Consider the following 11,901-nt stretch of genomic DNA (forward strand, 5'->3'; position numbering starts at 1 on the left):
ATATCTGCGGTTGAATAATTCCCAAAACAATCACTGAAATTTCTGTTTTTCCACACTTCCCAAATCCAACTTAGCCCGCAACTCTTCCTTAATCCGATTTAAAATAGAATCCTCATCCAAAGAAGACAAAATCTTGCTCACCACAGCCTTTGGCCCATCATCTCCCCAAGAAGCACCATTAGCCAAATAAGCCTTAGTAACTTGACCGATACCGTAGGAAGAAACCCCCGCGATCGCAGCTTGCGTCACCGCCACAGACAAATAAGGCCCTAAAGCCAAACCCCCCGTCGCCGGCGTCGCCAAACCCAACAATCCTTTCAACGAGCTCAAACCAAAATTAGCCAGCAATTCGCCCGCAGTAATTCCCCCCATACTAATCGCAATCTTTTGCAGCAATTCCACCGCGCCCGCTTCCGTCATCGCAATGCCGTAAACTTTAGATAAAGTTAATATCATCACCACATCAATTACCGCACCGCTAATAATATCAACTACAGTAATTGGATTAAGTGCGATCGCCACCGATTTCGTCATTACCGCGTTCCAGATAATTCGATTAGCCGCCTCATCTCGAATTTCCATTTTTCGCTGCACCAACTGCTCGTTAATATCCCCCGCACAGAGCATCGTATTCAGCGCGACCAAAGATTTGCCTTCCCGGTCTAAAATCTCCAAAATCTTTAATTTTAAATCTTGCACTTGTGGCAAACTGCGAGTCATTTGCACGCCCATACTTCCGTCGGGACGGCGCACCGCCCTCGCCGTCAAAGGGGAAGCCGCCGCCATCACAATTTCATCGGGAGACAACAATTCTCTCACGCGGTCGTCTCGAATTTTATGATAAATTGCCAGCCTGTCTGCATCAGGATACTGGTCAATTTTATTAAACACTAATAACATCGGTTTTCCGGCTTCCCGCAACTGCGAAAGTGCTGCGTATTCCACCTTTGTAATGTCGCCAGCAACTACAAACAAAATCAAATCTGCTTGTTTAGCAACGCGGCGGGCTAAAAGTTCGCGAGTTTCGCCGTCAACTTCATCTATTCCTGGAGTGTCGATTAATTCTACTTGCGACAAACGGTAAATAACTGGCGAAAGTCGTAGCGTAGCGGGGCGTAAGCCATCGGGCAAATTCTCATCAATTCCCTCTCCGACATCCCACTGACCGATAGTCGTGGTGCGAGTCACCCCGTGAGTCGGGCCAGTTTCAAACACATTTTGACCTAGCAGCGCGTTCAAAACCGAAGATTTTCCCCTTCCCACCATCCCAAACACAGCTATTTGTACGCAAGCGCGCTCTAGCTTGTCGAGCATTTTCTCCAAGCCGCCAATTTCCGGTTCCAGTCCAGTTCGCTCTTGAACTGTCAAGTCGAGATTTTCTACTATATCTCGCAGAGCATCTTTAGCGTGGCGCAGGTTGAGTTCTGCCTGAATGTCTGCGAAGCTTAAAATTGTGTCATCTAATTCGCGATCGACATTTGAAAAATCCGAGGCTTCAGTCATCAAAACTATGGGTTTGAAACCCCGTCCTTTTAGGACGGCTTTACATTGAGTGGAATCCCCTTGCGGGGTTGGGGAGGTATGGTTGCCTCCCCGCCGGGATATGGTTGTCCCGTTCTCCTTGCGGAGTAAAGTTAGCTTCGCCAATGTTTAGTGAGCTTGTTAGGCTAAAAGCACTGTTCCAGTGACCTTAGAACTGTTTAACTTTCAGCGACAGAGCAAGGAACTAGCTACGCATTCCAGGGTGTCGTGACTCAAAAAACGTAGTCCGCGAAGGACTTAGGCCCGTCAGGATGGCTTTCTAGATTTCTCTTTCAAGCCTTATGCCTTTAGGCTAAGGTTCCTGACTGTTACCTGATGTTATAGCTTTGCTTCACTTAAAGTTTCAACCGATACCATGCCATTCTAGCTTTTTCCGTCTGCTTTGTACATTAGGGGTACGGCAATGGCGTGTTTAGAATCCGGGTAGGGAGACAGCATTGCTGTCTCCCTACAGATATCATGTAAAACCTGTTTAATTTACAATAATGATTAACCGCCTCCAAATAATAGCCAGTTATCCATTTCCTTTACGTGTAATAATTTTCCTATTAATCTTGCTAGCCATTTGGCTGCCGCTAGCAGCACCAATTTATCTCTTAGTTAAAGATAGTAACCTAGCAACTATTCTGACAATGGGATTGTTGTTTACTGAGTTTCTGTTCCTAGTGCCGCGCTGGGGAAAACAGGTTTACGGACAAACCCAATTACTCAAAAGTTACGGTTTAATCAATACGCGAAAAAACGGTTTTGAGCTTTTAATCGGATTGGCGATCGGGCTTTTGCTCACTTTCAGCTTATTTGCGGTGCAAGGGCTGTTCGGCTTAGTCGCGTGGCAAAATTCTGATAATTTGCCGAGAATCATCGCAGAAGGGCTGTTAAGCGCCCTTGGAGTCGGTTTTGCGGAGGAGTTGGTATTCCGCGGTTGGTTGCTGGACGAGTTGCAGCGGGATTACAATTATAGAATATCTCTGTGGGCGAATAGCCTGGTGTTTGCCCTCTCTCATTTTATCAAACCTGTCGCGGCAATGCTGGGGAGTTGGCCGCAGTTTCCGGGGTTGTTGTTGTTGGGTTTGATTCTGGTTTGGGGAAAAAGATCGCGCCGAAATCGCCTCGGTTTGTCGATCGGGCTTCATGCAGGTTTAGTCTGGGGATATTACACGATCAACATCGGGCAGTTAGTGCGATATTCGGCATCTGTTCCCGAGTGGGTGACAGGAGTTAACGGCAATCCGCTAGCTGGGGCGATCGGGCTGTTGTTTTTGAGTGTCTTAGCCTTGGGAATGCGAAAAATGTCTGAACATTCCAAAGGTTTCGAGTAAGGACGAAGAGTCCTTATTTGCCACAACTTGGAGGACTAAATTCCTCACTACCACCCAATTTTTTCAGAAATTTATAAACTTATGAAACTCAGCATCTTTGGCACTGCTGCACTGTTAATTTATACAGGTTTGTTAGCTCCGGCAAACGCACAAAATACTGCACAAGTCAAGCCAAATAATTCTTTAGTTCAAGTGCAGCAAACGCGAGAACAAGTTCTCAATGCTTGCATGCAGAATCGGGCTGAAACCCTGCCAAATCCTTTTACCGATGTACCTTCCAATCACTGGGCTTACAAAGCTGTTCTGACGATGTATTATTGCGGGGCTTACCGAGAAGGGACGCCACCTGCTTTAATTAAAGAATTAGTGGAATCGGGAGATACTCCTACAGAAAGTTGGCCTCCCCCATTACCTTTTCCCACTTTCCCATTACCAAGATTTTAAAACTCAGCTGCAGGCAACGCCAGAACAAATTCTCCCTGCTTGCGTGCAGAATCAGGCTGAAACCCTGCCAAATCCTTTTACCGATGTACCTTCCGATCGCTGGGCTTACAAAGCTGTTTTGACAATGTATTATGGCGTCGCTTCTCGGTAAGCGACGCCACCTGATTTGCTGGCAAACCGCCGATTTATAAAAGTGAATGCAAAGAAGGTGAATCATACAAAAAAGTGACTGTTCAGATATCAGATGCTAACAACACTAATTCCTGCGGCCGCGGGCGATTCGAGCTTTTGCTTCACCACAATTTGCACATCGCACCCTAACGCATTTAAAAATCGAAACAACCTTTCTGTTGAAAAACCTGTCAGCTTTCCTCTCATCAACGCTGACACCTTTGGCTGGTCAATTCCTAATACTTCTGCTGCTTGAACTTGATTCAGTTTCCTTTGACTAACGATCTCAGTTATCTGGCGTACCAATTCAGCCTTCATCAGCATTTCATCAGAATTAGGCATACCCAAATCAGCAAATATATTGCCACTACTAACTTGAATATCGATCTCCTTACTCATGATTTCCCCCTTTTTTACCTGGTCTTAGTTATTCCTGAAAAAGTAGTGATAAGAAGCCGCCTATTTCCAGCTTATTTAAAAATATAAGCTACTCTTATCACTACTGATTCCAGTCTTACTTACTCTTGAACTCTTCGTAATGTTCTTGAGCTCGTTTTAGCCTCTCTTGGATTAACTTAATATCTTGTTGCGGTGTAGCAATTCCTTTTTTAGACTTTTTCTGGAAAGCGTGCAAAACATACACTGTATCTGCAAACTTTACCGTCTAAACAGCTCGATAGGTATCCCCATCACAGTCATCGGTAATTTCTAAAACTTTTGCACCTCCAAACCCTTTGAGAGGTTTAGCAGATTGGTGTTTTCCTCCTGTTTGTGCTAGATACAGAGCATAGCCCATTATGCCACGTACATCTTCAGGAAATTCTTTAAGATCGTTCAGAGAACTCCCGATCCATAGAATATCTTTGGGTGATATTTGTCTCTTGTTTACATTTTTTCAAGATTTTTTTTCTCATCGATAAATTCCTGTGGTTTCTAGGTACAATTATATTATGCTAGATTTAGCATAAAGGGTCAAGAGTTATTCCCAAATAAATATCAATATTAAAACTGAGCCCGAACCGTAAACGAATAATCCCCACCTGGTTCAAGCTGATAATCCCATTTTTCCAGAAAGCGGTGCAGCGGTTCCTGAATCAATGCCCTACCCTGAGAAGGCTCAAGTATCAGCGTTTTTTCTGACGTGAAACGCCACTGAAACTGCCACTCAAAATTGCCGGCAGTCACTTCACCCTCAATCGTGCCTTTTTGCCAAGATTGGCCCGTAACCCGGACATATGCAGTTGTTTCAGGCAAACGTCTCGAACTCACCTTTTTGTTTCCGCGTTTGTTTCTGCAATTGTGCGACTATTGTAAAGGCTCATGGCTTTTTCTACTCCTTGGTGCAGACTTAGTTCCACAGCTTCTACAACCAGTTTAAGCACTTTCTCTACTAACTGACTTTCCTCTGAGGAAAATTTTCCTAACACGAAGGAAATCGTATCTTTCTCATTTTTAGCAGCATCGTTTTGAGGTTTGCCGATGCCAATCCGCAAGCGGGGAAATTTGTCTGTGCCCAAATGAGAAATTGTCGATTTCATGCCGTTGTGTCCGCCGGCAGAACCGGCAAGCCGCATTCTCAATTTCCCGATCGGCAAATCCATATCATCGTATACTATTAATACCGACTCCGCAGGTATTTTGTACCAATCCGCCGCCGCCCGAATCGCTTGACCCGAGAGATTCATGTAAGTAAGCGGTTTCAGCAAGCGGATTTTCTGTCCCCGCGGCCGGTTTCCCTCGCCAAATATGCTTTGAAATTTGCGATTTTCCGACAGGGAAATCTGCCAAGATTTAGCCAAGGCATCTACAGCATTAAAGCCTATGTTGTGTCGGGTGCGATCGTATTTAGGTTCGGGATTTCCCAACCCAACTATTAGCTGGGGAATCACTAACTCCGCTGGTGTTTCCGACTTCTGAGTGTTGTTCATTTAAATGTCTGTGCTATCTTCCTTGGGCTTCGCCGCCGCGAGTTTTTCAGTTTCCGGTTTGCTGCTAGTTGCTACTGCTTCTTCTAACTGCTTGGCTTCCCGCGTGAACTCCGACTCAAACTCCCGCGAAGCCTCTTGAAAGCCCCTAATTGCCTTCCCAATACTCCGACCGATTTCAGGTAATTTTTGGGGACCGAATACCAACAGGGCGATCGTAAAAATAACTGCCATTTCCGGCAAACCAATGCCAAAAATATTCATGGTTTTTCTCCTGCAATTTGTTTAGTTAATTCCTATTTATTTAGGGAAAAAGTAATCGAAAGGGGTAAGGAAAAATGGGAAAACTTAGCTTTTACCCTTTCTCCTCAACCCTCAGCTTTTACTTTTAGCCTTACTGTTTTGCGATCGATTTTTAGCGGCCGAGACTCGACCAATCCATATCCACATTCTCCAGAATCAGCGAAGAGTTGTAGATTTGCAAAATAATCAACAAGAACACGAAAAACAGTCCAATGAACACGCTCATCAATAGCGTGGTTCCCCAGCCGGGGGCTACCTTGCCGTATTCTGAGTTAAGGGGTTTGAGTATATCTCCTAACCAAGTCCGTTGTGCCATAAGTCACCTGCAATGAATCTCTACAGAAAAGTTTGACATATTTCTACCGCTAATTGCGATCGCAATTTCTCAGAAATGCGGCAGGGCGACTGGGATTCGGGGGAGTGGGGGTTGGCTGTCATACCGTACTGCGCCTAAAATCACTAGACGTTCAGACGGATTGTTATTTTTTGTAATATTATAGAGTGGAGCACTCATAATAGATCAAAAATATGGAACCCGCAGCAGTTCTCGGCATTTCTCTCGGTATGTGTCTGGTGGCAATCACTGGTTTCTCGATATACACGGCTTTCGGTCCTCCCGCTAAGGAATTGAGAGATCCTTTTGAAGAACACGAAGACTAGAGAAGAAGAAAGTTCGGCAACGGATGTTTTAACGGATTTGGTAACGGATGGAAGGAAGAAGTCCGAGGGAAGTCGTCAAGCGTGAATATTTTCACAATTCTCCCCCTCCCCCACTCGGACACTCTCCATCAGGGGCAGGCACTCTGGGCATCGCCCCTACAAAACCTCTCTCTGACCGAAAGCATCCAGGATACAAGCCCCCGGATTCATCCGTCCAGAAATAAAAAACCTGTACCCGAGAAACTTGCCCCCCGAATTTATCCGTGGGGTCAATGCTTCAATCTCAAATCTCAAATCTCAAATCTCAAATCGATTGACTCTCCCAGCCAATGCTATGTTCTTCAGAAATACAGTAAATCTATATTTGAAAAATCTATCTCCCAGTTAAAGTAAAAATTATGAAGTTTCAGGCAAAAGCATAATGGGCAATACCTTTGGGCATTTATTTCGGATATCGACATTCGGGGAATCTCACGGCGGCGGTGTGGGAGTAGTAATTGACGGTTGCCCGCCCCTGGTGTCGATAGATGCATCGGAAATTCAAGCCGAACTAGATCGCCGCCGCCCCGGCCAAAGCAAAATTACAACACCTCGCAAAGAAGCAGATACGTGCGAAATTCTGTCGGGGGTGTTTGAAGGCAAAACTTTGGGAACGCCGATCGCAATTTTAGTCCGGAATCAAGACACCCGCCCCCAAGATTACGGCGAAATGGCGACTACCTACCGCCCTTCCCACGCTGATGCTACCTACGATGCTAAGTACGGAATTCGTAACTGGCAAGGCGGAGGTCGAAGTTCGGCGAGGGAAACAATAGGTAGAGTAGCAGCAGGGGCGATCGCTAAAAAAATTCTCTTCCAAGCAGCAGGAGTCTCCATAGTTGGCTACGTCAAACGCATCAAAGACTTAGAAGGGGTCGCCGACCCGGACACTGTTACCTTAGAAGAAGTAGAAAGCAACATCGTCCGCTGTCCAGATGCCGAATGCGCCGAAAGAATGATTGAACTGATCGAAAAAGTTCGCGATAGCGGAGATTCGATCGGCGGTGTAGTCGAATGCGTCGCCCGCAACGTACCCAAAGGGCTGGGAATGCCCGTATTCGACAAACTCGAAGCCGACTTGGCCAAAGCCATCATGTCCTTGCCCGCCAGCAAAGGTTTTGAAATTGGTTCGGGCTTTGCCGGGACTCTACTCAAGGGCAGCGAACACAATGATGAATACTATACTGATGAACAGGGGGTAATTCGTACAGTGACGAATCGCTCCGGTGGAATTCAGGGTGGCATTGCTAACGGTGAAAATATCATTTTGCGGGCGGCATTCAAGCCAACTGCGACAATTCGCCAGCAGCAGCGTACAGTAACCCGAGAGGGCGAAGAAACGCTTCTGGCTGCAAAAGGACGGCACGACCCTTGCGTTTTGCCAAGAGCTGTGCCAATGGTGGAAGCAATGGTAGCTTTAGTGTTGTGCGACCATCTGCTGCGCCATCACGGACAATGTGGAACCTTAAAGCCTGAATTTTAACATGGAAATCAGCTTGTCCTCTGTAGCGGCAACTCCCGTTGATTGCCCTCAACCCTCCGAAGCAATAAAAGGTATAGATGATTTTGTAGTACAGTTCTGGGGCGTGCGGGGCAGTGTGCCGACACCCGGAGAGGAAACAGTTCGCTACGGTGGCAATACTTCTTGTTTGGAAATGCGAGTCGGTGGAAAACGCTTGATTTTTGACGGCGGAACTGGCTTGCGGATGCTGGGAGACCAGTTAGTGCAAGAAATGCCCGTGCAAGCTTATATGTTTTTTACTCACTATCACTGGGATCACATTCAAGGATTCCCGCTGTTCGCCCCAGCTTTTATCCGGGGCAATAGCTTTGATATTTACGGCGCGACTCCGCCGGATGGAGAGTGCATGAAAAGGCACTTTGTCGAACGGGTACTGCACTCGAATTCGCCGGTGCCGCTGATGGGTTTGCAGGCAGATTTGAATTTCTACGAACTCAATCACAACCAGACGATGATGCTGGACGATATTGAGATTAGGACCGGTTCTCTGAATCACCCCAATACTGCTATGGGATATCGGGTGACTTGGCAGGGACGATCTGTTGTTTACTGTTCGGATACCGAACATTTTCCCGATCGGCTAGATGAGAATGTCTACAATTTAGCCCTCGACGCTGACGTGCTGATTTACGACGCGATGTACACAGACGAGGAATATCACAACCCCAAGTCTCCGAAGGTGGGTTGGGGACACTCGACTTGGCAGGAAGCGGTGAGAATGGCTAAGGAGGCCCGGGTGAAACGAGTGGTGATTTTTCACCACGATCCGGCTCATACTGACGATTTTCTCGATCGCATCGCCGAAGACGTGCAAATCGCTTTTCCGAAGGCTGTCATGGCCCGCGAGGGTCTTATTTTGCCGATCGGCTTCTGAACCTTCGCCTCCTGGGCTCGATCGAACCATCAACCGATCGAACCATAATTGTTATGTGAATATGTGGATCTGGTCTCGCCCCCAGATTCACAATTTTTTTTAATATGCAGCAAACTCTTAACCGCATGGTATAATTCTTGATTGTTAAGTTTTTAGGCAGAGTATTTAAGGTTTTTTTTATTGTTCCACCGCGTCCCCAAGACGCCAAGACGTAAGATAATTGGAGTTCAACTAAATCGCCAAATACTTTGCTAAACTTACTCATAGTTAATCTTTACAGGAATTTTTACCTGTGGAAAGTTGCCGATTTGGGAAAATTAGTTGGAGTGTTAAATAAGTCGAGGCATCGAAACTGTACCCCATCAAACACAACTTTAGGTCGGTCTAAGTATGTTTGCTATCAAACGAGCACTCAAATTAAATAATAGAGCAGCGACCTTGATGGCGAAACACGCAGGATTTAGGCTGGTTGTCTTCTCCGGATTGAGTCTTCGGACTCAGATGTATGGCCGCGTCAAGCTTTCCGACTCGAAAGTGATTAACCAACTCAGGAAAGTTTTGACCAATCATGTCAAAAAACAACCGGGATTTGCTTGGATGAATCAATTGTCTAGCCGAGTATACCAAAACGCATTAATTGATTTAAAAGATGCTTTTAATCGGTATGGCTCAGGAAAGTCAGCCCATCCAACATTCGCTAGTCGTCGAGATGGTCAATCATTTACAGTAGATTCGTCAAGCCCAAAGGTTGTACAGAATGCAGGGAATACGATTAAGATTCCTACAGTAGGGACATTCCCAGGTCATGAACCACTCGAAAGCGGTTTTGTTTCCCAGACTTTTACCATATCAAAAGAAGGGAGTCGTTGGTTTGTCTCATTCGGTGTTGATGCGGAACGCTTACCAGTCCAGCAACTTCAGGAATCTGTAGGTAGAGATTTAGGAATTAGAGCCTTTGCTACCCTGAGCGAAGCCGAAGGGTCAAACAATCAAGTTTTTGATGCGCCAAAGCCGTTAAAGCAAGCGAAAACCAAGCTAGCAATATTACAACGTAAAGCTTCAAGACAAGTAAAAGGCTCTAAGAACCAGCGCAAAACCTACAATAAAATTAGTCGGATTCACTCGCGAATCTATGGCATTCGTAAGGAGTTTTTACAGAAGTTGACAACTCCCACCGTGAAAACTTTTAAACTGATTAAGATTGAAGACTTGAATGTGAAAGGGAGGATGGCTAATCATAAACTTTGCTGGGCGAGCTCTGACCTGGGATTTTATGAATTCAGGCGTCAACTCGAATAGAAGTGCAAGATGTATGGAGCGAATTTAGTGCTGGTAGATCAATGGTTTCCTAGCTCTAAAAGTTGCTCGAACTGTGGCAGCAAACAAGATATGCCACCCTCGCATTAGGACTTACGATTGTCCTTCTTGTGGCAAATCGATTGACCGTGATTTGAACGCCAGTATCAACATTTTGAACTGGGAACCCTCCGCGATCGGGGGATAGCCTACTTATCTTGGGATAGCCGACTCCCTACACTACGTTGCGCCCAACAGCGTAGGAATTAAACACTAATTATCTAAAGATAACTTTGGGTAAGTTTAGAGAGGTTTTATGAAGCAGGATGGTCAAGGGCGAAAAGGTGACAGTTTTGAATGTCAACAAACACGGCGAGGCGAGGAGATCGCAGGCCTGAGTGCTAGTCTGATGCCAGTAGACTTCCAGAAGCCTTGTTACAGATTAATTATTAAGGACAAAAACTGAAGTTATAGCTCTGATAAAATAAAAGCGCGATCGGTTTTTTCGGCTCATGAATATTGACAACTCTGAAAAGCTAATAGCTTTTCGCTACAAGCTGAGAAATTTTTCAGCAGTCAATTTGACTAACAAGAAAGAAACGATCGCTCTTGGGTTTGACAGTAGCACCAGCAAGCGAATGTTATGACTTGACTATCAAAATGGGAAATTTACGTTTGAGATCTTCAGCAAATCAATACAGATGGATTGCCTTAGGCAGTTTTGCTGTAATTATGGGTATTTCAGGCGCCCTGGCCTACCGCCTCGCCCCGCCCCCCGGATTCATGGCTCAAGGCACTCTCACTTCTAATAATCCGCCAGTCAAATTTTCGAGCACGGGCACGACAATTCTCAAGCAGGGAGAGCAACTGACCCCGGAGGTTCTCCTAGCAGATAATGTTGTCAAAGCAGTGGCAGATGCAGTTAAGCTGTCGCCCCAGCAAGTTCGACAAAATGCTAGTGTCAAGATTTCTAAGCCGGAACAACCCCTAGAGATTGTTGTTGGTTATCGCTCGCCCGATCAGGAGCAAGCAATCAAAACGGCGGATATGTTGATGAAGGGCATGGTTGAAAAAAGCCGCCTGATTAACAGATATCGGTGGCAATCAGTCAATCAGTCGCTCAACCAACGCTTGGCACAAGTCACTCAAGACCTGAAACAAGCTCAGCAAAAACTCGACCAATACGAAAGAGAGCGCGCTCGCCTGTTGCAGCAAATGAAGCTGCAGCAAGATTTTTACAACAAAACTCAGCTTGCAATGGCGGATACGCAAGCGTCGGAAAAAGAAATGGTCAGCAGTTTCGCCGCCGCTACCGTGCCACAAATTGTGGCGACGCCCACGAGCGATCCGACAGTGCCTCTGATTTTGGGAATTGGCCTGCTGTTGGCGATTTTGGTCAGTCGCGGTTTGATTCCTTCGGTGGCGGATTGGAGGTACAAAGCCGCTTTTCAACGAGAAGAGAGCGACAGGCTCCAAAGTGCTTTGTACCGACTGATCAAAGAAGGTCGCGGCGAAATCACTCTGGTGCGGTTTGCGATGGAGACGCGGCTGTCGCCGGATGTGGCTCAGCGTTTTTTGAACGAACAAGCCGAAGTTTTTAATGCCAATTGCGAAATTAAAGACGACGGCAGCATCTTGTATCACTTCCACATTTAAAGGGCTGCGGGCGATCGCACTCCACATAAAACTTTAGCCGATCGGGCCATCACTGCTCGATCGGCTGGTTTTTTTATCGAAAATTTGGGTCTAAAACCCCGTCCTTTAACGAAGTGGAGGACGGCTTTACACATACTCAGTAAGCGTGTA

At 46.1% G+C, this 11,901-nt stretch carries 15 protein-coding genes and 1 pseudogene; 9 read left to right on the forward strand and 7 right to left on the reverse strand.

Going from position 1 to position 11,901, the window contains the following annotated elements; all coding sequences use genetic code 11:
* Positions 1–30: 30 nt before the first annotated feature.
* Complete coding sequence (locus tag QUB61_RS26240; RefSeq protein WP_333126048.1) at positions 31–1,503, reverse strand: GTP-binding protein; 1,473 nt, start codon at positions 1,501–1,503, stop codon at positions 31–33.
* A gap of 524 nt (positions 1,504–2,027) precedes the next feature.
* Here QUB61_RS26240 and QUB61_RS26245 point away from each other — a divergent pair.
* A complete protein-coding gene (locus QUB61_RS26245; RefSeq protein ID WP_333126045.1) occupies positions 2,028–2,861 on the forward strand; it encodes a CPBP family intramembrane glutamic endopeptidase in 834 nt (277 codons plus the stop codon).
* A gap of 81 nt (positions 2,862–2,942) precedes the next feature.
* Positions 2,943–3,305: an S-layer protein gene (locus QUB61_RS26250; protein ID WP_333126042.1), complete on the forward strand. Its 363-nt coding sequence runs from the start codon at positions 2,943–2,945 to the stop codon at positions 3,303–3,305.
* A gap of 240 nt (positions 3,306–3,545) precedes the next feature.
* Here the strand turns inward: QUB61_RS26250 and QUB61_RS26255 are convergent, their stop codons facing one another.
* The 6 genes and pseudogenes from QUB61_RS26255 to psbH all read right to left on the reverse strand — a co-directional run bounded on the left by QUB61_RS26255 (position 3,546) and on the right by psbH (position 6,020).
* The gene (locus QUB61_RS26255; protein WP_333126040.1) at positions 3,546–3,875 is read right to left on the reverse strand and encodes a helix-turn-helix transcriptional regulator; all 330 of its coding nucleotides are present in this window, start codon (positions 3,873–3,875) and stop codon (positions 3,546–3,548) included.
* 115 nt (positions 3,876–3,990) lie between these two features.
* Positions 3,991–4,350, reverse strand: a pseudogene (locus QUB61_RS26260) (type II toxin-antitoxin system RelE/ParE family toxin).
* A gap of 128 nt (positions 4,351–4,478) precedes the next feature.
* A complete protein-coding gene (locus QUB61_RS26265; RefSeq protein ID WP_006633689.1) occupies positions 4,479–4,745 on the reverse strand; it encodes a DUF3146 family protein in 267 nt (88 codons plus the stop codon).
* Positions 4,742–5,404, reverse strand: a complete 663-nt coding sequence (gene pth, locus QUB61_RS26270) for an aminoacyl-tRNA hydrolase (RefSeq protein ID WP_333126037.1) — start codon at positions 5,402–5,404, stop codon at positions 4,742–4,744. Before pth ends, QUB61_RS26265 begins: the two co-directional genes overlap by 4 nt.
* Positions 5,405–5,665 (reverse strand): TatA/E family twin arginine-targeting protein translocase, encoded by a 261-nt coding sequence (locus QUB61_RS26275; RefSeq protein WP_333126035.1) that lies wholly within the window; start codon positions 5,663–5,665, stop codon positions 5,405–5,407.
* Positions 5,666–5,816: 151 nt separating this feature from the next.
* On the reverse strand, positions 5,817–6,020 hold the full coding sequence (gene psbH / locus QUB61_RS26280) for a photosystem II reaction center phosphoprotein PsbH (protein WP_172189685.1): 204 nt from the start codon (positions 6,018–6,020) through the stop codon (positions 5,817–5,819).
* 212 nt (positions 6,021–6,232) lie between these two features.
* On the opposite strand from psbH, the gene psbN reads away from it, so the two are divergent.
* The 7 genes from psbN (at position 6,233) to QUB61_RS26315 (ending at position 11,751) form a co-directional block, all read left to right on the forward strand.
* A complete protein-coding gene (gene psbN, locus QUB61_RS26285) occupies positions 6,233–6,364 on the forward strand; it encodes a photosystem II reaction center protein PsbN (protein ID WP_193971847.1) in 132 nt (43 codons plus the stop codon).
* A gap of 421 nt (positions 6,365–6,785) precedes the next feature.
* Complete coding sequence (aroC, locus tag QUB61_RS26290) at positions 6,786–7,886, forward strand: chorismate synthase (RefSeq protein WP_333126033.1); 1,101 nt, start codon at positions 6,786–6,788, stop codon at positions 7,884–7,886.
* A 1-nt stretch (position 7,887) separates the two neighbouring features.
* Entirely contained in the window at positions 7,888–8,799 is a 912-nt protein-coding gene (locus QUB61_RS26295; RefSeq protein ID WP_172189691.1) for an MBL fold metallo-hydrolase, read from the forward strand.
* 390 nt (positions 8,800–9,189) lie between these two features.
* The gene (locus QUB61_RS26300) at positions 9,190–10,098 is read left to right on the forward strand and encodes a transposase (RefSeq protein ID WP_333190186.1); all 909 of its coding nucleotides are present in this window, start codon (positions 9,190–9,192) and stop codon (positions 10,096–10,098) included.
* A 9-nt stretch (positions 10,099–10,107) separates the two neighbouring features.
* Positions 10,108–10,206: a zinc ribbon domain-containing protein gene (locus tag QUB61_RS26305; RefSeq protein WP_333126028.1), complete on the forward strand. Its 99-nt coding sequence runs from the start codon at positions 10,108–10,110 to the stop codon at positions 10,204–10,206.
* On the forward strand, positions 10,172–10,303 hold the full coding sequence (locus QUB61_RS26310; RefSeq protein ID WP_333190188.1) for a zinc ribbon domain-containing protein: 132 nt from the start codon (positions 10,172–10,174) through the stop codon (positions 10,301–10,303). Before QUB61_RS26305 ends, QUB61_RS26310 begins: the two co-directional genes overlap by 35 nt.
* Positions 10,304–10,770: 467 nt before the next feature.
* Positions 10,771–11,751 (forward strand): hypothetical protein, encoded by a 981-nt coding sequence (locus QUB61_RS26315; RefSeq protein WP_333126026.1) that lies wholly within the window; start codon positions 10,771–10,773, stop codon positions 11,749–11,751.
* The last annotated feature ends 150 nt before the right edge of the window (positions 11,752–11,901 follow it).

The organism is Microcoleus sp. C2D2 (assembly GCF_036702495.1).
Taxonomy (GTDB): domain Bacteria; phylum Cyanobacteriota; class Cyanobacteriia; order Cyanobacteriales; family Microcoleaceae; genus Microcoleus.